We start from the raw sequence: 22,708 nt of genomic DNA, 5'->3' as shown, positions 1-22,708 counted from the left end.
AATATTTCTGAAGTGCAAAATGTGATGAAAGTAAAAAGGACTTTAGCCACAAGCATTCAATAGCTCTACTAAAAGAATGTAATGAATGAAACAGCCTACATAAACACCTCTGAATGTCAAAGTATTATGAACGATAGCATTCAAATCATAAAGATTTGCATAAAAATTATCAAATCCTTAAAAATAAAATTTAACAAGTAAACAGAGTAAGACTCACTTCATTCTTCATTTCTAACTTTTACCTCTCAATACCTTCGAATTTTTATATAATTGATTTTCAACACATTAAATAGTGCCACTTCATTTACCGGTACGTTACAAAATTATTCAGCACCTAAAAAACAGCTAGGGGTACGATTCTAAAATCATTCTTCCGTAACATTGTATCAACCTATTACTAATAAGGCTCTCTCAACCAGCAATAAAGCCTTAAGACGCATGTTAGAGATGCTCTTATGATAGGTCTGAAAATTAACTTACTTTTTGAAATGAAAATGAAATCACAATTACTTCTTATGCGTACCGTTATCCTATCGGTATTGGCATTACTAAGCTTAAACTATGGACTTTTCGCTCAACAGAGCGGTAGAAATGATGTAATTCTACAAGGTTTCCACTGGGAAGCTGCTGACGCTACCAAAAAAGATTGGTGGCAAAATCTTAACAGTAAAGTAGGAGATATTTCTTCTGCTGGATTTGATGCCATCTGGCTACCACCTCCATCTGACGCGGCAGACAGAGCAGGTTATCTTCCTCGTAAATGGTATGACCTCAACTCCAATTATGGTACTGAGGCTGAATTAAGAACCTTAATTTCTAATCTTGGCAATAATAATGTACAGGCCATTGCTGACATTGTTATCAACCATAGAGTAGGTTCAACAGGATGGGCAGATTTTACAGAACCATCTTTAGGGGGCTGTTCTTCTATTTGTGCTGACGATGAGGTGAATTGGAGCGAGTACAGTACTGAAAAAGGTGCTGCTTGTGGTGATAATGACTCTGGAACACAATATGAAGCTGCCAGAGACCTTAATCACAACTCTTTCACGGTTCGTGATGAGGTTAAAAAATGGATGAACTGGCTAAAAAATGATGTAGGGTATGATGGATGGAGATATGACTTCGTACATGGATTCAATGCGTATTACTTTGCGGAATACAACAACGCTACTTCTCCTTACATTTCTATCGGGGAACAATGGAAGCCTTACAACGAAATTGTAAGCTGGTTGAATGGTGCACAAAACACCTCGTCAGCCTTTGACTTTCCTCTGAAGTATACATTACACGATGCCGTAAATGGCAACTACAACTATCTTAATGGTTTACCTAGTTTATTAGGTACACATGGTAATCAAGCAGTATCTTTCCTAGAAAATCATGATACTGAGCCTGTAAGATCAGAGTACGGAAATAACTCATTTCCTAATGATCCTTCCAACAATTCCAAACTTTTACAAGGATATGCTTATATCCTTACTCACCCCGGAATTCCAGTAGTATTCTATTCTCACTATTTTGATTATGGAATCAAGGATGCATTAAGAGACATGATTTCAATCCGTAAGGCCAACAATATCACGAACACTAGTTATGTGCAAGTTGAAGGTCAAAACGATAATTCATACTATGCTGCTATTATCGACAATAAAGTAGCCATGAAAATTGGTGGAGGGAACTGGTCACCTGGAAATGGTTGGAACTTAAAAGTTTCAGGACCTGGATACGCTATCTGGGACAAAGGTACAGTAATCACACTACCTGAGTTAACTTTAAATACTCCTAGTGGAAATTATTCAGCAGGATGTGCCAATGTTTCGCTTTCAGCAACTGAAGGTACAATTTATTATACGCTAGATGGTTCAACACCCACTTCAGCAAGTGCTGTTTATACGGGAGCGTTTGACATCTGCGGTAATCCAGGTGAAGTAAAAACGTTGAAAGCTATTGCGATCAATGAAAATGGATCTTCGGATGTAGTGGAAAGGACTTATACTTTTAATGAAGCTTCTACAATGACAGTTTATTTTAAGGCGAACTGTAGTAATCCGAGTATTTATTTCTGGGGTGTTGTCGATGGAACAGCAACAACTACTTGGCCTGGTGTAAGCATGCAAGCTTCATCAAAATATGAAGGATATTATGAATATACCATTGAAGGTAGCTGTACAAATTTGATTCTTTTATGCGATGGATCTAAGGTTACGGATGATGAAATGAATATTTGTGGAGATGTATGGTATGACAATGGATGGGTTCCTGAACCTCAACCCATCACTCCTGATACTGAAGCTCCAACTACATCTATCACTCCTGATGGCGGAACCTTTGACGGTAGTGTTACAATCACTTTGTCTGCAACAGATAACGAAGATACTAATCCTAAGATATATTATTCTACTGATGGAAGTACACCATCAGAAGTAGCATATGGTAGCACTACGGTTACATTGACAGCAGATGCAACAGTTCAATATTATGCTGAAGATGCATCTGGTAATACAAGTACTTTAGCAAGCTCTTCATTTACAGTAAATGAAAACAATACTGGAGGTGGTTTTAAAGTACATGTAAAAGGTTATAATATGATTTATCATTGGGGTGCTGTACCGAGTGGTAGTGTAGCGAATGCCGTTTGGCCTGGTGCCACAATGACGATGGAAAATGGATGGTATGTGTATGAATTCCCTGCCGGAGTTCAATCAACAAGTTTACTTTTCCATGATGGTAATGGCAACCAAACGGATGATATGATAAGAGATAAAGAGGGTTGGTTTGAAAATGGCCAATGGTCTGATCAAGCACCTCAACCGGCAAGTGGTTTGGTGGTTCATTATAAATCGACTTGGGGTAACAGCACAAGAATTCATTATTGGGGAGCATCAAATGGCACGAGTTCAAACTGGCCAGGAGAAATAATGACAGATGAAGGAAATGGATGGTATACTTATACCATAGAAGGTGCTACATCAAGTAACTTACTTTTCCATAATGGTGCTGGTGCTCAAACAGGCGACCTTAATAGAAGTGGTGAAGGCTGGTACAAAGATGGTACTTGGTATGCTTCTAATCCTGAAGGTTCCAATGGCAGAACTACAAATAGTCTGCTTCTTGAGGAAGACAACTTAAAGTTATACCCTACTATTGTTAGTAATCAATTCACACTGGATGTGAGTGTTACTACCCCTGTACCCTTTACTATGCAAGCATTTGATTTAAATGGTCAACAAGTTTTGACTTCAATTCATAGAACATTGGAAAGTGGCGTATCCAAAATCAATGTTCCTGTAAAAGATTTGTCTAAAGGGCTATACCTTATTAAAGTGAGTGTAGGCGATAAGAAGTATGTTAAAAGGATTGTTATCAATTAATTCCAGCACTATCTAATATTTTTAGGACAAGATTTTTTCATCATTAGATAATAAAAAATGAGATAAAGTAGTAGAACATAATTGAACAAGATATTTAAACTTAAGATTTTAAATTCTAAAAATAGATTTTTTGAAACGTGGCCTTTTGCCACGAAACAAGGACCTCACATCTATAGGATTGAAATGAATGAATAAAGATAAAGTTTGACATTGTTCTACTACTATTTGAAGTTAAAATTCATTCACTCGTTTACGCTGGATAGTTTTAATTTCATTCCTAAACCATACACCTAGGAGTTTCTATAACTTCTAGGTGTTTTTTGTAATAAGATTTTGTCTTAGTAGTCATGATATAGTAGACTAAATTATCGTCAACTTTCAATCGACCTTTCTACAAGCGTTTATAGAATCCACTTTTAAATTTCTTTCCTCTTCGTTTTTTTCTTGAAAATCACCTCACCTTACCGCTACTAAAGAACTGATAACCCATCACATAACACACATTTCAATCTGTAATATAATTTTGCATTAATCTTATAATCTTTTAGTCCTAATACTATATTTTCAAAACAAAAATTTCATTTCTGTGTTAATGAATTAACAAATTACAATAATACAAGAATGAAAAAATTTTTAGTGATTGGTGGTTCATCAGGAATCGGAAGAGCAGTAGTAAATCAGCTTTCAAATGAAGGTCATGAGGTCTTTGCGACCTACAATAAAACTGCCCCACTTGATGAATACAGTAACGTACATTTCTTTCCCCTCAATGTGTTAGACGAAACACTCGACTTTTCTGTTATCCCTAATGAATTAGATGGATTAGTATACTGTCCAGGGGCAATTGATTTGCAACCATTCTCTAAAATATCATCGCAAGCATTTATTGATGACTTCAATTTGCAGGTGGTAGGTGCTGTAAAAGTAATACAATCTTGTATTAACGCACTCCGAAAAGGTAAAGGGTCAGTTGTCCTTTATTCAACAGTTGCTAATCAGATGGGCTTTAAATACCATAGTTTGGTAGCCTCATCAAAAGGTGCAATTGAAGGGCTTACAAAATCTTTGGCCTCAGAATATGCACCTAAAGTACGCTTTAATGCCGTTGCTCCTTCCTTGACTGCTACTCCACTTGCGGCGAAGTTTTTGAGTAGTGAAGCCAAAGTTGAAGCCAACTCAAAAACACACCCATTACAAAGAATTGGCAGTGCTGAAGACATTGCCAATATCACACACTTTTTATTATCAGACCAATCGTCATGGATCACCGGTCAGGTTATTCATGTTGACGGCGGTTTATCAACCCTAAAAATGTAAAGCTATGTTTGGATTATTTAAAAAGAAATCAAAGAAAGAAGTTCTCGAAAAAAAATATAGAAAATTATTGGAAGAGTCGCACCGCTTATCCACAATCAATAGAATGGAAAGCGACAAAAAAATGTACGAAGCCAATCAAGTTTTAGAAGAAATAGAAAAATTATAATCATGGGATTTTATCAGTTTAAAGCTACTCAAAATATACCAGCATCTAAAGAAGAAATCTGGGACTTTATTTCTTCTCCTAAAAACCTGAAAGAAATTACTCCCGACTATATGGGGTTTGATATTACATCAGAACATGCATCAGACAAAATGTACCAAGGCATGATTATCACTTACAAAGTAAGCCCACTTCTAGGTCTTAAAATGGACTGGATGACTGAGATTACTCATGTTAGAGAAGGTGAATATTTTGTAGATGAACAACGTGTAGGTCCTTACAGTTTATGGCATCACCAACATATTTTAATTCCAACTGAACATGGAGTAACTATGAAAGATATAGTGACTTATGCTCCTCCGTTTGGGCCATTAGGTGATATTGCCAATGCTATCATGATTAGAAGTAAGTTGAAAGAAATTTTTGCCTACAGAAAGAAAGTGATTGAAGCAAAATGGGGAATTTATGAAGAGAAAGTGATGAAGGAAAAGGCATCTTAATGAGGATGTTGAAACTTTAAAAATACAGGACAATAAATAAGATATTAAAGATTATCATAATTGTAATTATACTCTGAATAAGAGACCCGAAATAACTATTTCTTGACCAATAAAATACCCCTTGTCGAATTCGCTTCGGCAAGGGGTCATTTTTAATTCTCTGGATCAACTTCCCATAATACAAAATTACCTTCCTTATTCCATCTTCTTGCATTTGGAGCTTGTCTACCCTTTGATTGCACTGTTACCTGTTTTGAGACATACTCTAGAATTTCATCCAAAGTCACCTTATAATCACTGTTTGAATCCGCTACTTCTTCATTAATAGATTTTCTCAAGTAATAAGTAAATAAACCATTGTTATATATTCCTCCTTCAGAGGCTAATTCGTCACCTCCTGCGCTTGAAATAATAGTTGCACCAGTACCCCTTCTTAAGTCAACAAATAAGCTTTGCATAAAATTAAAAGAAGAAGTAGTGGGAAGTGGTAATTTGGGAACTAACCCTCTGCTATAGGTTGAAACTACTTTGACATCATTTTGAGCCACTAACTTTTCGGCTGATTTATCCAACTCCCCAGAGTGACAAGCATCTATGATTATTACCTTTTTACGAGATGGAATTCCATCCAATAGATCAACAAGATCTTCATATCTTAAACCATCATTTTGAGGATGAGTGAAGTCTAAGGAATAAGTCGATAAATAATAATTATAATCTGTATCCAAAATACCATGACCAGCATAATAAATCATCACTTTATCATCAACTGTTGTATTTAATAATTGTGCTTTCAAAGCTAATATGTTTTCTTTTGTAACCTGTTCATTAGTCAACAAAATAGGTACTAATTTCACATCTGACTTTTTTGATAAATCATCTACAATATCTTTAGCGTCCTTATCAGCATATTTCAAATTCATGGTTTGATCTACGTAATTTGAAATACCAATACTTATCAAGTAAAATTTACTTTTTACTGTTTCTTTTTCGCAATTAATAAATACTTCTTCTTTTAAAGAAGATTGATTCTGCTCCGTTCGAACTGATACTTCAACATTATTTTTACCATTCCCTAATGATACTGTCACCTCTTCTGTCACTGATTCTGCCGGATTTTGAACAGTCCACCCTTCCTGACCAAAAATAGGCACATTATTTACCCAAACATCAACTGCAGTAATCTTCTCATCAGCAGATGATTTTACTAGAATTGTCACCTCACTTTCTTTAGTACTAACGGGTAATTCTTCTTTATTGATAGAAAGTGTTGGAAGTGACTGTAAAACAGGATAGTTTTTCCCAACAGATAGCTTTTCTAATCTTTTTTCCCATGCTTTATGTGCCTGATTGATATACCTTATATCACTTACTCCAATTTTCTTTAAGACAATATCAGGTCGATTAAACCAAGGGTCAAATTGGTCAAAACGATATATTTCATTGCTATTGGTATTTTTAAATGTAATCGATTCTATTGCTTCTTTATTACTCAAATAATACCCTTCATCATCAATCACTGAAATACCATCCTCACCAGATGTTTGAAGTTTATACAAAAATGAATAATCCGAAAGTGAATAAACAAAAATATTATCAGCCTCTGTTAAAATGTATATTTTATCTTCTCCGATCGTAAACTGACTAACTTTATTTTCTGATTGAAAAACTCTTTTCAAACTCATATCCGTTGGATCTAAAACATGGAAGTTTTGAGTTTTATCTAGAATAAAAACCTTATTTGTTGTAGGGTCGTAGCGACATTTTTCAAAAATAAAAGGATTATAATCTTTAAAGATAAAAGTCTTCTTTTGATAGTCGTAAAGCTGTAATCCGCTAGCCAGAAGGTATAAATGGTAATTTTTACTAGGGTAAAGATGGTAGTTCTCAATATAGTTGCTCATCCTCATCTTATCTAGTTCTTTATTAGATGATAATGGGAATTCTAATTCGTTCAGTTTATTTTTTTTCTTTGAGTTTAAATCATATTGAAAAGAGGATATAACAAATCGAGTTTTCAGATATTCAAACTTATCAAAAAACAACATCTCACTTGAGGAATAAGGGTTCAATTGAGTTGCAGCTTTCTCGATTTTTACAATTTCCTGATGTTCTTTAGTATTGATATCATAAAAGGAAATATTAAATTTATTATCACTTAAATAATGGTAGAATACCTTATTACCTCTTAATAAAATATTTTTTAACAACCCTTTTTTAATTGGCAATGTAAATAATGTCTCTGATTGATTTAGTTTAATATTGTATTTGAAAACCCTAGGTTTTTTGTGTTTTTCAACATCTTCAAGGTATATTAAACTATTTCCATCCTCACTTTGATCTGTGAAAAAGGGATAATTACTTGCATTGTCTACCCTTCTATTTTCAAACCGTTCTTTATCAAAATAAAATAAGCCCTGTTTATGGTTATATAACAGTATATTATTTTTAACTGAAAATTCATAGATATCATGTCTAAACCTACTGAAACTAGAAATTTCTTGACCGCTTTTCCCATCAAAAAACTTCAAGTTTCCCCAATTGTCCCCTCCAACAGCAACATCATATTTTGAATTATAACCTACAGCATTAATTTTTTGAAGAAATTTTTCTTTAGGTTGATACGTTTTCCTTACTCTCCTATCAGTATCTTGCTCCTTTAATTTATCCTGATCTGCAAACAAAACAGCACCTTGTTTCAAAGTAAAAATATAGGATAAATCCACAACTTTTTTCTGCTTATTTTCTATGTAATCATAAGTTACTACAGAAGTCCTATTTTCATATTTATCTACAAAAGATATTAAATTTCGTTCTTCATCAATGGCTAAACAACTATGTCCTGTATAGTTTGAATTTCCTGTTCTTTTATAGTTGAATACCACTTCAGGTTTATTATTTAAATAGTCTTTTAAAACCATAACTTCATTGTTCGTATACAAAGCCATTAAGTTACCGGATGTGGAAAATTGAAGATCATATATATAATTCCCTTCAATTGGGAAAAATAGTTTTCCATAAAACCTTCCAGAATTAGCATGCAATAAATATGGATTACTCCAACCGTGTGTATTCAGTCCTACAATAAAATTATAGTTGGGTGTTGCTACAATCTTATGTATACTCACATTAGGAACATATTTATAATCTAATTCTCTTATTTGAAGACCTGTAGAGATGTCAAAATGTAAGAGATTTGTTCCTCTTGTAATGATCACGGAACGAGTATTATCATCAAAAATAGCATCATTTATAAATTCGTCTTTGTCCCCAAATGATGAAATAATTTTTCTTGTTTTCATATCAATGACATGAACTATATTTCCTGCAATGACAAGTACTTTATTTTGATCTTTTGAGAATTCAATTTTTCGAATTCCAGTAGAAATAGGAGATTGAAAATAAGTCTGTGGCTTATGTGCTGAGATTGAACGAAGTAAATCTAAATTCTCATATTGATTGATACTCATATCTTCATGCAAGCTGAGTACATGCAAACTATCTTCTAAAGAAGATTGTATAATGTTTTTGTCGTGTGGGAAGGATTTTAATAAAGAAGCTGAATTCAAGTTCCAGAGATAGGCATTTTTATCTCCACGCGCACTACTTAATAAATAGTCTACTCCATCAAAACGTTGTACTGAAAAATCTGTAATATAACCAGTATGTACTTTATAAACGTCTTCGTCTTTTATCTTTTCTACATCCCAATTGCACTTCGCAAATCTACCATTGGAGCCTAGTAAAAGCTCTTTAGTAGATTCTAACCCCTGAATAACAGAAATAGATTCTGCAAAAAGCCCTTTATGTTCCTCAATGACTCTTAGGTCATAACCTAACTTATAAAGTCCTCCTTTTGTAGTCCCAATAAGAATATGATGATTGAATAATGCTATTGATGAAGGGTAACCCTCAAAATCTAAATGTTTGGATTGGATTTTCTTTCCTTTAAAATTATAAACTGAAATTTTCTTTGAGTAAGGAAAAATTAAATAAGCATTCTGGTTTTCACTTGATGCAACAACACTCAATGGCTTTAAATTGCCTTTTAGTTTCCATGTGCTTTTTTGTTTAAAAGTTTCTCGGTCCCAAACAATTACTTCTCCGTTTAAATGAAATGTAAGTTGTTCATTATGGTTTACAGCAGTAAGTGGTAGAAACTCCTTTTCCAAATCAAAATTAATCTGCTTTGGTTTTCCATCTTCTTTAGCAAACACTATAAAGTTTCCAAACATCATCGATAAACCATATTCATCCGAATATCGAAAATGACCGATTGGGTAATCCATCCTTTTCTCAAAATGTGGATTTGCAAATTCATCCAAAATAGAAAGCTTTTCATTGGAAGTTCTAATGATGAAGTTATCTTGAAAATAAAACCTTGAGAGAATATCAAAATCATCACCAATAAAACCATCAATTAATACTCTTTTCCACTCTTTGGTGGCTATAAACACACCTTTTTTTGATTGGATAAGACATTCTTTCCCAACAACTTTAAAAAAAGGATAAGGAGAAATTTCAAAGCTATTTACACTACCTGATTGAGTTTTTAAATGGTTTACTTCATCTAATACAAAACTCTCAACTTGCTTACCTTCAAAATCTAGCTGAATAATTTCAGTGTTTTCACTTGCGTCAAACTGATTATCTGAAGTAAGAAGAAATACTCCGTTTTCATTAATATCCCATTGATTAATATTTCTCTGGGTCGAATAAATCCGTTCTAAACTTGTAGAAGTTAAACGAAAAATATCATGATTGTTTCTAACAAATAAAGATCCATCAGGAGAGAATTTTAATCTGTACAAATGGAAGTCAGGTGGACATTTTACTTTTTGTATTTTTTTTGTCTTTAGATCAATTAAACTTATCTCGTTTGCTCCTATTGCTGCTAATTGTTTATTTCCATCAATAACAGTATTCTCTACCAAATATAAATCTATGGAATCTACCAAATTAAAATCTGGTTTTCTCCAAAATCTCACTTTATTATTTACAGTAATGATATATTCTTCAGTTTCATGTATATCTAGTATGGGATATACATGAGGTAACTTCGCTACTTGACTCCCATAGATTGTTGAAATACCTCTTACATATGAATGTGAATTATCAGTTATCCATATTGTATTATTTTCAGAAGAATATAATACATTTTTTATAAGATAAGAGCTTGAAAACTGAGCCCATAGTTTTGAACCCAATAATAGTAAAGTAAAGAGTAAAAAGAATGATTTCATGAAGTTGGTGTAGAATATTAATAACCAGTAATTGTAAATATTCAACAAAATAAAAAAGCTCATTTTGAATACCAAAACAAAGACTTATAATTCATGATCGATCAAATAAAAAACTTCGTAATTCTACCCCCATATTTTCCATTTAGGTACTCTGACATTATAGTCTATAGCACATTCTTCACTACATTGTTTCCAATGTACTCTGTTTTTAAGATTCAATGGACTATCAATGTGAATTGGATCTTCGTTTCTGAAATCACCTCCCCATCGTAAAGATTTATCTTGTCGGATAGCATTGATAAAGTTCTGGATATCAACCGGTAATTTACTTAAACGATCTCTTTTTAATTCATTGGACAAGTACTTCTTCCCATCATTTATTATATTAAAATCAATAGCGAAACCTGCTAAATGATTCGATTGTTTACCTGGCTTTACAATTGCTCCTTTGACAGAATGTTTATCCGATCTGTAACTTTGGTTTATAATCAACACAACATCATGCTCAATCGCATATACCTCAATTTGTTTTAAGTGTATATTAAAGTCTTTATGAATAAGAATTTGTCTCCCTCTCAAACCTTTAATTCGTTCACTTTTATATTCTATTAAAGTCTTAAAGTTTTCTGTTTTATAATGGGTCCAAAACTGATAGTTAAAGTAGAAGTAAAGAGAAATTGAAAAAGTTAATACTCCTACCAAAAAAAATATTTTAGTTGCTTTTACCATAGTTTGCTTTAATCTTAGTGATAGATATTTCTTCCACTTATAAAATGAATTACACAAATATATATTTTTGTTTATTGCTAACGGTATTTTACTTCTACTTCAGAAACTATAAATGAAGTAGAAAATCTATACTTTTAGACTAAAGATCAATTCTCTTCCAAAAAAAGACTTTTTTTATACAATTTCCTCCACTACATCTCTTGCACTTCTTGCAGCATTATGTACAGCTCCCCAGTCGTTTTCCTGCGTATAAGCATCACCAGCAAAATAAATTTTATCCTGGACAGAAGCAGACAGTATTCTTGAAATTCTAGAAGAGGTATTATCCGCTAAATAGGCTGCAGATATATAAGGTTCATCATCCCAATTTTGGACAATATGATTTATATAATTTGATGATGCTTTTCCTTCAAAAATTGTATCCAATTCATTCAATATAAAGTCTCGTAATACTTCTTCCGATAAACTTTGATATTGTTTCGCTTGTTCTCCTACCGCAAACAAACCAATGATGTTTCTAGAAGAATTTTGGGCATAAGATGCATCATAATACAAGCGTTGTCCTTCATTGGTTTCTGTATCAGGAAAAGTCAGATAAACAGGGTAGAATTTTTCGGTAAACTCTATAAATACTTTAATTCCGCCCCATACGGTAGCATCTTGAATGGCTTTTTGTTTTGAATCCGATAATGCAGGAGTGAAAGTAATGGTATCCATTTGTAATATTTTCAAAGGTACAGTCACCACAACTTTATCAGCTTCGTAAGAAGCCCCATTATTATTATTCACCACCACTTTATCACCCTCATAATTAATACTTGTAATTGGGGTATTGAAGATAAAATTGGATTGAATACTTGGCACAATATAAGTTTCAAAAAAGTCCAGCCAACTACTATTTATAAACTTTTGATCCTCAAAATTCCCAAACTCTTTTGCTAGTGGAGACAAGGAATAAGTACCATCATAATAACCAATAACATCACTCCCATTATACCCTTGCGTTTGAGTTACAATTTGGATAGAGGTATCATTTACAATTGCATCTAAATCTGAACGGTCAACATGTAACCATTCAGCCCCTAAGGGAATAGGAAAATCTGCAAAAGTTGTATTGTGTTTTACTCTGCCTCCATACGTTGCACTTGCTTCGATAATTTTAAAGTCAATCCCATTTTGTGCTAATAAATAGCCAGTAGACATGCCTGCAACACCTGCCCCTATAATCAACACTGAATCTGAAAACCCTGAGGGAGTTACTGTATTATCATTATTACAGGAAGCTATAACCGTTTGAAAGGGAAGTGAAACTCCCAATATTCCACATACTTTGATAAACTCTTTTCTTGTCATAATATAAGGCAGCAAATGTATAATAATAGTAATTACACTATAAACTCAGTTTTTGTTTACTATTAATCAGTCTTTCTACTAGATTTTATAGGATACTAATCTACAACTTTTTCTCTTCTATAAAAGCAAATGCTGCTCCACCAGGATCAGATAAAACGGCAATGTGTTTGTTTAAAATGAAACTCTTCAACAATCCAAAAAATGAACTGCTTCCACTTATTATATTATTGGTTAAAATTTACATCAATCACCTCACATTCTCCGATAGGTCTTCCTTCATTAAAGGTTCCTTTAGTTCCTATTTGTATTTTCTCTTTATGAAATTCTAACCAATCATAATTAGCAACAAACATTTTTGCTATTCCTAATTCAGGAATTGGTAATTCATCTGAAAGCCTTTCTCCATCACAATCCTCAAATTCTGGATAGATCATAAATAGTTGGTTTTTCTTGAAGCTTAGGTCTTTGTACCCAAAATCCCACTTTATGCCTTGAAATGCAGAGGTCATTCTTCCACCTTGATCTGGTCTGAATAATTGATATTTCACTTTGAAATCATAATCTCGACCATAAATATTTTTATATGACTTAGAATCATTCATAATGCCACTTTTATAACTATATAAATACCAGGATCAAATCAACTTTATATTATAATTCATTTCTTCCTTCTTAATAGAGTTTTTTAAATGCTGATAGGGCCTCTAACCTTACATCACTATTGGGATCTTCCATACCTTCTAAAGGTAACTGATAAAATAGATTTTTATCATTCTCAAAAAGTTCAAAATGTTCAGACATATCGTAAAATATAGACCATCTAATATCTGCAATTGGATCTCGACCCAATTGATTAAAACCTTCAATGATGAAAGATGTCAAAATACCATTAGGCATCATAACCTTCAAAAGGTTATTAGCTATCACCTCTCTGACTAATTCTCTTTCGTCATTAATAAATAATCTAAAGATGTTCTGAGCTTTAGTGTGACACTGCCATCCAATTGCACTCAACCCAGATACTAAAATATCTGTATTATTCTCTTCTTCATTTATCATTTTCTCTATTGCTGAAATAATACGTGGAGAATACTTAGTAGGAGCTTCATTAATTGATGGAAATTCTTTCATGATTAGACATCCAAGCTCACGATCGATCAAATCTCTAGATTTTAATAAATCTTTTGAATCATTAAGTAACTCTTCACCCGCACGATGATGTAAGACGATTAAAGGTAAATTTACTTTATCTTCCTTGTATTCATTTAATTTATTTTCTGTCAGTATTTGTTTTGCTGCTATTATTAATTGTGATGTTTTAATACTTTTATCAGCAGCAGCATTTATTGTATTCAAGTGATTAATCCCTGTTTTGAAGTGTTTGTTTAAGGTCATCATTTTTATGGTGTTTAGAAATCAGGAGATTTCTGATGATTTCTAGGACACAAATGACGCTTTCGCTTAACATTTGCACCAGTGGGAACTTCTACTTTCTTAGTTGAGTAATTCTATCCTTAGCTCTGAAGTGATTTTAATATTAAAGAAAACATAATGGCACTTAAAAACGGATTAAAAGTCTTTTGAGTATTATCCTCATCATCATCAGAAGTGAATGTCTTGACAATCGTTAAGATCGATTTATTTTTGGGGTTGGGGTATTCTTTGCCAAAACTTGACCTACCTGAACTCCAAAACAAAATCATTTCTTCCCAAAAAGGAATCGTTTTGTCTTTGGCTTCTTTCTTTTTCTATATCCGATTTAGGTCTTGTTTGACCCCATGATTTTAACCAAACTTCATTTGCCCCTTCAACATCTTTAAAAATGGTATGGAAAGGCCAATTGAATCTTTCTCTGATTTCCTTTTCATCTTCTAACCAATAATAAAAAATGGAATGTGCTCAATTTTTATTTCAGCATCTTTATCAACAGAACTTTTATACTCAATCGTATCCTTTTTATCAATAGTATGAAGAATCTTTAAAAACTGTCTATATTCGGGAGTAAATGAAATATTGTAACGATGTTCAATAGCATCAATTTCTTCATCACTTAACCCTATCCATTTTGCTCCATAAATCCATTTTTCACATACAAAATCAGCCTCCGAATGTTCTGGGTTGATGCTCCAAAAGTTTTCTGTGCGCTCTTTTACCCAATAAAGAAACGCTATATAATCCTCAGGTATTTCTAGTTTCATGGTTTACTTTTAATCGATACTAAGACAAAATAATAAAAGGATTCACTATGTTCACTTTTTGGCTTGGTGCTGACGATAGATATAACACCCTGCTTCAGAAGGATGATCTTGTACTAAATCAGAACTATTTTCTTTTCGAATCAAATTAATCACTAAAAAATCTCCTCCTGCTGCCATTGTAAAAAACATTCCGAAAAGTAACAACCCAAAATCACCAATCATAATTGCTACAAGCGAAGGAAGAATACCTAAAAATAGAGCTGGAGTTATAGCCCCAATAATATATTGTCTTACATATAAAGGTTCTTTGCAATGACAATACGGTGTCAGCGCCTTCCAAAGCACACCAAATTTTATTGATTTGAAGCCCTTCTTAGCAAAAATTGCCCAACTAATTCCATGTATCAGTTCATGTACTACAATACCTAAAATCAAAATAAATAATACCGATACCATCCCTAATTCTGATCCTTCAGGCCCCATATTACTCAGGAAATCACCTACATCAATTTGAGGTTTCCAAATTATAAAAAAAGGAACTCCGAAGACAAACCCAATCGGAATGAGAATGAGTATACCAAATATATTGGCCCAACTTAAATTAATTGTCAGTTTTTCTTTCTTATAGTTTTCTAATTCGAGCATTTTAAGGCTAATTCAAGCTTATCAGTATTTTTTGTAAACGAATATAATCTATAATTCCAGTCTTCGTATCTATTCCTTTTAAAACTTCAATTCCCAAACAATGTTAAGCATTTTCTAAGTCAAGCTATCGATTAAGTAATCCAACAGTTTAAAGGTACCCATGCCTAAAAACACCCAAATGAATCTTTGAAAAATGTTGGTTTTTACTTGTTGCTTTTCGATTACCTTGTCATCTTGGATTAATTCCAATTCAATTTGCCTATTCTTGAACTGTTTGTAATTGGACTTCAGAATCAAGTTTTTAGAATTCAAGTTCAATGAATGATCGAACCCAGAGAAAGAGAACTTTTTAGAAGCAGGTTTTCCATTCAATAAAACACTTTCCACCCCAAATACTGAATTGTGAAACTCTATCTTATCATTTTCAATTTTAAATTCAGCGTACTTCATTTTTGTTTAGTTTTTAAGTATGAATTATAACCTCAGATAAGCATAGTAACACATTCCGATTTAGTGGTACCCTTCATCTGAGAGTTATTTTTAAATAGTTTTGCTTAAGAAGTAAAAGTACAAACAATGTTAGAATATTTAGCTATCCAATGAGAACTTTTACAAATTGTTATTTATTGTCATTTCACCCACTTTTATAACTTTTGGATTTGAAGAAATAGATGCCTCAAGATCATCACCGTTTTTAAAATGAGGATATGTTACTTCAATACAAGTACCTCCATTATCTATAAATACCTTTAATAGCTTATAAGTTAATAGCAATATTGAAAGGTACATCCCTTCAGTTTCTACAAAAATCACTTTGTATTGAATGGTCATAATGTAAATCTGGATTGTTCTCTGTTGTTGTTCTCCTAAATCATAAAAACTATCCTTTATTCCAATTCCCTCGCTTACACTATTGGAAATCGTAAAAAAATCATCAATCTGAGTTTGATTTAGCCCATAGTTTGACATGTACTCAAAGACATTCTTCGATTTGAAGAATTTATTCAATAATGGCTCTTTGAAGGAATTTTGAATAGAATGAACGCTTTTGTCGAAACAATAATTTTCCCTGAGTAAACTTGATATCTCTTTATATTGAGTATTCATAGAAATACCAACTTCTACTCTGACATAATTTTCTTTAGAAGTGTCTATCTTCTCAAACTTAAAACCATTATAATTTATACTTTTTAAAATCATTTCTTTTGAATTGTGGAGAGTCTACAGTGTTTGTCTCAGATTATGCTCGAGTTATACTATCCGTAAAGTTAAAGAACTATTGAAAATGTGGTAAAAAAGAGACTTGAATATCTATTACTTGCCTCCTTATTCACCACACTTACAATTGTATTAAAAGACTTTATTTGCTTGAAAAGCATCCAAAGATGATGTTTCTCTACTTAAAATAATTAAAGTTTGACGGCATTTAGTAGGTTTCTATGATTCTAAGAATATCATAAACCAAAATCATCGCAGCCTTAGAAGCCTCAAGCTGATTTAAAGTACCAGAAATGTACGTGTCGAGTTGTGGACAATACCATAAAAATGATGCTGTACTTCCATTATGACCAATTAACTCTAAGGGTGTTTCTGTATTAAATAGTTTATCCAAAGCTACTTGGCGTATTCCAAAACCATATTTCATTCCAAAAGATTCATCAATCCAATGTTGCATGACTAATCGAGTTTCCTTCTTTAAAATTTTATCTTGATTGAGTGCTTCAAAAAATTTAATGAGGTCTTGAGTTGAAGATACCAATCCGCCTCCACCCCAATCTGCACTTAAGCTTTTAAGTGATGATAACTCATAGTCACCCGCATAAAACTTCACCAGAGGTCGTTTATTCACTATTGCTTTATTTTCATTTAGATTGATGTATGAACTGTTCATGTTTAAAGGTTGAAAAATGTACTGTTGAAAGAACATAGCTAACGATAAATCACTTAGGTTCTCGATAATCAACGCTAAAAGCACATATTCTGTATCGGTATAATGATAGCCTTCTCCAGGGATAAAAAGGGATGTCATCTTATCTTTTGAGAATTGAATCATTTCTTCCGCAGACCATGATTTATTGGGTTGAATTATTAATTGATTGATGATATTTGGACTTTCATCATTCGTTATATCTGTGAAATAATCGGGCAAACCAGAGGTATGTTGCAGTAAATGTGCAATTTTTAAATCCTTTGAATAGTCTTTACCATCCAAAACATGAAGGTTATTCATTAATGAATCTGGTAAATACAGTGCAATTTTGTCTTCAAAATCTAATAGTTGTTGCTCTTTTAAAATACCAATAGCCGTAGCAGTCAGCATCTTTGTAATACTAGCTGTATAAAATGGACTGTGTATTGAAATAGAATCTTCTTTACTTTCGGCTAATCGAAAATTTATATCACGAGAGGCTGAATAAACATGTAGAATGCCACTTTTAATGATTTCATTTTCTAATTCAGTGTTCAACCGTTGTTCAATTGTTGTTTCTATTGATTGCTGAGCGACAGCTAATAATCCAATGAAGTTGATGAAGATAAAAAGCAAATATTTCATGAGGTTAGCTTTAAATTGATATACGATGTTACAATTTTATACCAATATAAAGATTTGGTTCAAAAAGGAAATAGGAATCCCATTTGTTATCGAGTTGTTTAAACTCATCTGGGGTATTGGTATCAATATGCCAAACATTACAATGAAATTGCGGTTCTATAAAAAATTGCTTCTTTTTACCGAAAGCAAAATGATAACCAATATGGTAGGAATTGTAGAGTTTAAAGCCATTCGCGATTTTATTGTTATCAAGGTCTAAATATGTTTTGAACAGCGGTAAAACTTCAATGGAAGCAAATAGTCCTTTCCACAGCATGTGTTGGTATGAAAAACCTACTCCTGTCTCGCGTAAATAGCCAGGATAAAATTCTTCTTTAGAATCTATTTTATCTAAGAGTCCGTCCCACCATTGTATACCCATAGGTTGAAATAAACGCCAAGTAGCTAATTTGATACCCACAATGCTTTTAGCATTAAGCTCGCGTTTAATGTGTAGCTCAATGTGTTGAGTGTTGGTTCTTTCGCCACCTTCTCCCAAATTTCCTAAAATGATTGCCGGAAAACTAACTCTGTATTTTAAATCATTGTCACCTTGCTTTGATAATTCGGTGGTTTGTTGAGCAAAAACATTTAGTGTAAAAAGTGTTAAGCCGATGAATAGTAATTTTTTCATAGTGATGAATTTTAAATTATTTGTTTTGTTAATTATTTGATAGTGCAAAGATGAGGTGGAAGTGATAGCCAATCGTTCTGAATTATGATTTGATACTCTTTTGGTCTTTTTAGTACTTTACTCTTGATCATCGCTATTTTTTATAAAATCATCCAACAAAAAAGGCCTAGAGCAAAACACCCTAAGCCTTATTGATTACTATCGTCGAACAGTAAATCTATTTTTATATAATTATTTGTTATTTATCGTAACTCCTCAAAAGCAAGGTTCAGATGATTGGGAGTTACTCTCAGTTCATGATCAAACATGATTGTCAGCATCTTATTTTTGAACTTTCTCATTCTTTAGGTCCAAGAAGTAAAAACTTATAAGTACGAATTCAAAATTATCTAATACTAATTCTATTTATTGTTCTGCGATTACTTCCTTGAAAAACTTTCAATACATTGTAAACTAAGTTTTCGAATATTTACGATGTTTAGAAATCAGGAGATTTCTGCTGATCTTTAGGACACGAATGATGCTATCGCTTAACATTCGCGCCAGTGGACTTTCTACCCAATTCATTTGCTACTTCTTCCCTCGGCCTTGAAGGGAAAAGCGTCAAGAATTTCATGGAGTGAGCCGTTAAGAATGATTTTGCTGTTTGAGCACAGCGAGTTTAAAATCATTTAGGCGAGAGGAATGGAATTTAGCTTTTGACTTCTATGCCTTGAATTTTTTGCTTCGTTTTTGTTTCAAGACAAAAATGAAGAAGAAAGAAGTTTGAAAGTAGGCCTTATAAAATCTAGTAGAAATACAGATTAAAAGTTAACGGTAATTTAGTTTACAATGTATTTAATAGAACCACTATTCATACGTTTTTTAGAGTTGAACTCACAAAAAATAAATTAGAATTAACTATGATTTATTTTTCAATTTGTACTTACAGAATGACTTTTAATCCAACGGCTTGGAGTAGTACCTTCACTTTTCTTAAAAAAAGTATTAAAAACAGTTTTTGAATTAAATCCACTGTTGTAGGCTAATCCTAAAATAGTAAGATGAACATTTTCAGGGTCTAAAGCGATACTTTTGAAATGCTTTAAGCGATAGAGATTAACAAAATCATTGAAGTTACTATTAAATGCCTGATTGATTAAAAAAGAGGTTTTATTGGTGTTCAATTCTAAGGCTTCAGCCACAAATTTCAAGCTCAGTTCTGGATTCAAATAAGGCTTGTTTTCATTAAAATAAATGAGCAAATCTTTTTTTAAATTCTCAATCTCATCTTGATTTAAAATAGATGTTGTCAACTTATTTTCAGCACCTTGAATTTCCTTTATATCATCATGACTCAAGTTGCTTACATGAAGTTCTTTAAAGCCCGGAATTGTGTGAAGTGGTTTTAAAAAAGGGTCTTGTCTATAGTTTATTATTTGCCCACGTTTCTGTAAAATCATTTCCTCTAAACGAGAAAAAGCGAGGTCTTTATGTGCTGTCTGACTTAGAATAAAAAGGTCATAAGGTACAATTAAAGCCTCTTTATAACCTTGTTTTAGTTGATTTAAATCTGTCTCAGAAATTTCAAATTTTCTTCCATTTATGAGTTGGAATAATAAATTTTTCTCTCGCCCAAGTGAAGTATTTTGAATAAAAGCATCAAAGGCTTGTCTGTCATTCAACCAAATAAGACAATAGCACTTAAGATGATGTGCTAACTCAAAAGTTGAATTTAGTGTTAAAGCGTAATTTACCCTTTCAAGGGCTTTTTTATATAGACCACGATAATAATAAATATGTGCTAAAGTGTAATGATTGTTGGCAGAAAGCGGATCTACTTCTAAAAGTCTATTGGCGAAAATATCAGCCTCTTCAAAAAAACCAAGTGCTAAAAATAATTCCGCCATGGCTTCTAAACCATCAATATGATTGGGATTAATGTCCAATACCTGCTTTATGTGTGTATAAGCATTCTTAAAATCCCATTCTCCCCAGAAAAATCTCCCTACAAAAGATAAAGGATATTCAGGCAATGTAGTATCGATTTCTTTGGCCATTAATAAGTTTTGTATCGCCAATTGCATTGCTTGTTCATGGGGCATATAATTCCACAAACCTAGTAAGCCGTAGCACTGTAAATTTGCATAATAAGCCTTTGCATAATTTTTATCTAAAGAGATTGCTTTGTTATAGTATTGAATAGCTTCATTTAGGCTCTCTCGCGTCCATAATAATTGTAATGACCGTCCTTTTAAAAACATTTGATAGGCTTCGACATTATTTGTGGGCTGTGTGACTAATTGACTTTGTACTTCAAAATATCCAAAATTATTTCTCACTTCATCTGCAATAGCCAAACTTATTTCATCTTCTAACTCAAAAATGTCTATCAATTCTCTGTCATATTTTCTTGACCAATAGTGAATACCATCTTCAACATTAATTAATTGAGCTGTGATTCTAACTTTGTTCTTAGATTTCTTAATACTACCTTCTAGAATGGTATTGACACCTAATTGATTTCCAATTTCTCTAATGTCTATCTCCTTGTTTTTAAAAGCAAAAGAAGATGTTCTTGCAATCACTTTAAGTTGATCGATTTTGGTTAATGCATTAATGATTTCCTCACTAACACCATCACAAAAGTATTCATTATCAATATCATTACTCATATTGACAAACGGAAGTACTGCTATAGATTTTTTGTCGCTCATTTTTTTACGCTATAATTTAGCTCCCTGTTTTATATATGCCAACTGAAGAGAAGAGAGCATAAGGGAAACAGAGTGCATTTGGACAAACTTACGGAATAGCTTGGGTGTTAGGCTACATCATATTGGTTTATCCATCTTGATTTGATAAGAATATCTATCAATTTTAAAGATACCATTGATCTTTTTATTTATTGGTATCGTTAATTCATCAATACTTAAAATATCATCATCTCCTAGATATTTCTCTATACCCAAGTAGTCTCCTTTTGTAAAATACTCTATTATCGCTTTATGGTGGATTCTTATGATAGGATCTAATTGTAAATAATCTCTATTGCTATCCATCTCCAACAGATAGTATTGATAGCTTTTATTACTGTCTAGTTCAGCTTCAATTCTGATTTCCATTCTAGATGAATCCAGAACAAAGTATTCATTAATTACTGGAGGTTGGTAATCATCACTATCTAATTCATAAACTAAAAACAATATTTCATCATTCTTCGTTGAAAGAACACTTACATCCTCACTAAGATTAGTTGATGATATTATGATTTCAAATTTACTTTTTTGTGCAGTAATAGTATTTGAAATAAAAAATAATAATACGAAATAAATAAACTTCATTTTTGAGTTTGAATTAACTAAAATTCTATTGGATTCCTCCATCCTTGATTGGTATACAATTACCATTCTCACAGTTTTCCACTTTGATCAATTGACCTTGAAGATTATAGTATTCTTGCCTACCCTGTTTAATACCATTCTTATAGTTTTCTAGTTTTACTAAATCCCCCGTATCATGAAAATATTTTTGAGTACCACTCATAACATCATTTTCAAAATTCAATTCCATCTTAACAGCACCATTAGTGTAGTACAAAATACGTTGACCATGAGATTTACCTTTATAAAAATAAGAGGTAGCCATTAGTTTTCCGTTACCAAAATAAAAAAGAGATTTTCCGTCTTTCAATCCATCCTTATACTCGATTTCTTGCTTTTTAATTCCATTATCAAAGTAAGTAACCACTTTTCCATGCAGTGTATCGTTCTTAAAAAAAGCACTTTCTTTCATTTTCCATTAAAATACCACTGTATAGATTCTCCGTTTTTTTTCCCTTGTTTATAATTAATCTCTTCTGTTATCCTATCTTCTGGATAAAAAATACCACGATATATCCATTATAGTTACCCCATCAAAATGGACTGCAATCAAAATTAATAATTAAGTAAATTGCAGTATTATGAAAAGTAAAAGAA

19 protein-coding genes are annotated in these 22,708 nt (G+C 32.5%); 4 read left to right on the top strand and 15 right to left on the bottom strand.

All coding sequences use genetic code 11. The features are described from left to right. Positions 1-488: 488 nt before the first annotated feature. The 4 genes from IC221_RS20085 (at position 489) to IC221_RS20070 (ending at position 5,354) form a co-directional block, all read left to right on the top strand. Entirely contained in the window at positions 489-3,374 is a 2,886-nt protein-coding gene (locus tag IC221_RS20085; protein ID WP_188170675.1) for a starch-binding protein, read from the top strand. A 621-nt stretch (positions 3,375-3,995) separates the two neighbouring features. Further along, a complete protein-coding gene (locus IC221_RS20080; RefSeq protein WP_188170674.1) occupies positions 3,996-4,691 on the top strand; it encodes an SDR family NAD(P)-dependent oxidoreductase in 696 nt (231 codons plus the stop codon). 4 nt (positions 4,692-4,695) lie between these two features. Next, on the top strand, positions 4,696-4,857 hold the full coding sequence (locus IC221_RS20075; protein WP_044208733.1) for a Lacal_2735 family protein: 162 nt from the start codon (positions 4,696-4,698) through the stop codon (positions 4,855-4,857). A gap of 2 nt (positions 4,858-4,859) precedes the next feature. Next, positions 4,860-5,354, top strand: coding sequence for an SRPBCC family protein (locus IC221_RS20070; RefSeq protein WP_188170673.1), 495 nt, complete (start codon positions 4,860-4,862; stop codon positions 5,352-5,354). Between the two features lie 152 nt (positions 5,355-5,506). Here IC221_RS20070 and IC221_RS20065 read toward each other — a convergent pair whose 3' ends face one another. The 15 genes from IC221_RS20065 to IC221_RS19995 all read right to left on the bottom strand — a co-directional run bounded on the left by IC221_RS20065 (position 5,507) and on the right by IC221_RS19995 (position 22,523). Then, positions 5,507-10,597: a caspase family protein gene (locus IC221_RS20065; protein WP_188170672.1), complete on the bottom strand. Its 5,091-nt coding sequence runs from the start codon at positions 10,595-10,597 to the stop codon at positions 5,507-5,509. Between the two features lie 123 nt (positions 10,598-10,720). Beyond that, positions 10,721-11,326, bottom strand: coding sequence for a M15 family metallopeptidase (locus tag IC221_RS20060; RefSeq protein ID WP_188170671.1), 606 nt, complete (start codon positions 11,324-11,326; stop codon positions 10,721-10,723). 174 nt (positions 11,327-11,500) lie between these two features. Further along, the gene (locus IC221_RS20055) at positions 11,501-12,679 is read right to left on the bottom strand and encodes an NAD(P)/FAD-dependent oxidoreductase (protein ID WP_188170670.1); all 1,179 of its coding nucleotides are present in this window, start codon (positions 12,677-12,679) and stop codon (positions 11,501-11,503) included. A gap of 224 nt (positions 12,680-12,903) precedes the next feature. Further along, positions 12,904-13,281 carry a hypothetical protein gene (locus IC221_RS20050; protein WP_188170669.1) on the bottom strand — a complete coding sequence of 126 codons (378 nt, stop codon included), beginning with the start codon at positions 13,279-13,281 and terminating at the stop codon, positions 12,904-12,906. A gap of 70 nt (positions 13,282-13,351) precedes the next feature. Beyond that, positions 13,352-14,077 carry a hypothetical protein gene (locus IC221_RS20045; RefSeq protein WP_188170668.1) on the bottom strand — a complete coding sequence of 242 codons (726 nt, stop codon included), beginning with the start codon at positions 14,075-14,077 and terminating at the stop codon, positions 13,352-13,354. A gap of 116 nt (positions 14,078-14,193) precedes the next feature. Then, entirely contained in the window at positions 14,194-14,382 is a 189-nt protein-coding gene (locus IC221_RS20040) for a hypothetical protein (RefSeq protein ID WP_188170667.1), read from the bottom strand. Positions 14,383-14,550: 168 nt separating this feature from the next. After that, complete coding sequence (locus IC221_RS20035; RefSeq protein ID WP_188170666.1) at positions 14,551-14,877, bottom strand: hypothetical protein; 327 nt, start codon at positions 14,875-14,877, stop codon at positions 14,551-14,553. Between the two features lie 51 nt (positions 14,878-14,928). Next, the gene (locus IC221_RS20030; protein WP_188170665.1) at positions 14,929-15,522 is read right to left on the bottom strand and encodes a DUF3267 domain-containing protein; all 594 of its coding nucleotides are present in this window, start codon (positions 15,520-15,522) and stop codon (positions 14,929-14,931) included. A 114-nt stretch (positions 15,523-15,636) separates the two neighbouring features. Beyond that, positions 15,637-15,972 (bottom strand): hypothetical protein, encoded by a 336-nt coding sequence (locus IC221_RS20025; RefSeq protein WP_188170664.1) that lies wholly within the window; start codon positions 15,970-15,972, stop codon positions 15,637-15,639. A 159-nt stretch (positions 15,973-16,131) separates the two neighbouring features. Further along, positions 16,132-16,722: a hypothetical protein gene (locus IC221_RS20020; protein WP_188170663.1), complete on the bottom strand. Its 591-nt coding sequence runs from the start codon at positions 16,720-16,722 to the stop codon at positions 16,132-16,134. Between the two features lie 226 nt (positions 16,723-16,948). Beyond that, complete coding sequence (locus tag IC221_RS20015; RefSeq protein ID WP_188170662.1) at positions 16,949-18,076, bottom strand: serine hydrolase; 1,128 nt, start codon at positions 18,074-18,076, stop codon at positions 16,949-16,951. A 28-nt stretch (positions 18,077-18,104) separates the two neighbouring features. Next, the gene (locus IC221_RS20010) at positions 18,105-18,749 is read right to left on the bottom strand and encodes a hypothetical protein (RefSeq protein WP_188170661.1); all 645 of its coding nucleotides are present in this window, start codon (positions 18,747-18,749) and stop codon (positions 18,105-18,107) included. A 914-nt stretch (positions 18,750-19,663) separates the two neighbouring features. Beyond that, the gene (locus IC221_RS20005; RefSeq protein ID WP_188170660.1) at positions 19,664-21,445 is read right to left on the bottom strand and encodes a helix-turn-helix domain-containing protein; all 1,782 of its coding nucleotides are present in this window, start codon (positions 21,443-21,445) and stop codon (positions 19,664-19,666) included. A 117-nt stretch (positions 21,446-21,562) separates the two neighbouring features. After that, positions 21,563-21,934, bottom strand: coding sequence for a hypothetical protein (locus IC221_RS20000; protein ID WP_223241442.1), 372 nt, complete (start codon positions 21,932-21,934; stop codon positions 21,563-21,565). A 163-nt stretch (positions 21,935-22,097) separates the two neighbouring features. After that, positions 22,098-22,523, bottom strand: coding sequence for a toxin-antitoxin system YwqK family antitoxin (locus tag IC221_RS19995; RefSeq protein ID WP_188170658.1), 426 nt, complete (start codon positions 22,521-22,523; stop codon positions 22,098-22,100). Positions 22,524-22,708: the final 185 nt, after the last annotated feature.

The organism is Flammeovirga sp. EKP202, assembly GCF_014534745.1.
In the GTDB taxonomy this organism is placed as follows: domain Bacteria; phylum Bacteroidota; class Bacteroidia; order Cytophagales; family Flammeovirgaceae; genus Flammeovirga.
The sequence above is the reverse complement of the archived record's forward strand: the minus strand, read 5'-3'. Positions and strand labels throughout refer to the sequence as shown.

Excerpts from the sequence above, each read along its gene's own strand:
- IC221_RS20060 (WP_188170671.1), bottom strand. The coding sequence starts at position 11,326 with ATGGTAAAAGCAACTAAAATATTTTTTTTGGTAGGAGTATTAACTTTT.
- IC221_RS20010 (WP_188170661.1), bottom strand. The coding sequence starts at position 18,749 with ATGAAAAAATTACTATTCATCGGCTTAACACTTTTTACACTAAATGTT.
- IC221_RS20040 (WP_188170667.1), bottom strand. The coding sequence starts at position 14,382 with ATGATTTTGTTTTGGAGTTCAGGTAGGTCAAGTTTTGGCAAAGAATAC.
- IC221_RS20085 (WP_188170675.1), top strand. The coding sequence starts at position 489 with ATGAAAATGAAATCACAATTACTTCTTATGCGTACCGTTATCCTATCG.
- IC221_RS20075 (WP_044208733.1), top strand. The coding sequence starts at position 4,696 with ATGTTTGGATTATTTAAAAAGAAATCAAAGAAAGAAGTTCTCGAAAAA.
- IC221_RS20005 (WP_188170660.1), bottom strand. The coding sequence starts at position 21,445 with ATGAGCGACAAAAAATCTATAGCAGTACTTCCGTTTGTCAATATGAGT.
- IC221_RS20055 (WP_188170670.1), bottom strand. The coding sequence starts at position 12,679 with ATGACAAGAAAAGAGTTTATCAAAGTATGTGGAATATTGGGAGTTTCA.
- IC221_RS19995 (WP_188170658.1), bottom strand. The coding sequence starts at position 22,523 with ATGAAAGAAAGTGCTTTTTTTAAGAACGATACACTGCATGGAAAAGTG.
- IC221_RS20070 (WP_188170673.1), top strand. The coding sequence starts at position 4,860 with ATGGGATTTTATCAGTTTAAAGCTACTCAAAATATACCAGCATCTAAA.
- IC221_RS20050 (WP_188170669.1), bottom strand. The coding sequence starts at position 13,281 with ATGAATGATTCTAAGTCATATAAAAATATTTATGGTCGAGATTATGAT.
- IC221_RS20045 (WP_188170668.1), bottom strand. The coding sequence starts at position 14,077 with ATGATGACCTTAAACAAACACTTCAAAACAGGGATTAATCACTTGAAT.
- IC221_RS20035 (WP_188170666.1), bottom strand. The coding sequence starts at position 14,877 with ATGAAACTAGAAATACCTGAGGATTATATAGCGTTTCTTTATTGGGTA.
- IC221_RS20065 (WP_188170672.1), bottom strand. The coding sequence starts at position 10,597 with ATGAAATCATTCTTTTTACTCTTTACTTTACTATTATTGGGTTCAAAA.
- IC221_RS20020 (WP_188170663.1), bottom strand. The coding sequence starts at position 16,722 with ATGATTTTAAAAAGTATAAATTATAATGGTTTTAAGTTTGAGAAGATA.
- IC221_RS20080 (WP_188170674.1), top strand. The coding sequence starts at position 3,996 with ATGAAAAAATTTTTAGTGATTGGTGGTTCATCAGGAATCGGAAGAGCA.
- IC221_RS20025 (WP_188170664.1), bottom strand. The coding sequence starts at position 15,972 with ATGAAGTACGCTGAATTTAAAATTGAAAATGATAAGATAGAGTTTCAC.
- IC221_RS20030 (WP_188170665.1), bottom strand. The coding sequence starts at position 15,522 with ATGCTCGAATTAGAAAACTATAAGAAAGAAAAACTGACAATTAATTTA.
- IC221_RS20015 (WP_188170662.1), bottom strand. The coding sequence starts at position 18,076 with ATGAAATATTTGCTTTTTATCTTCATCAACTTCATTGGATTATTAGCT.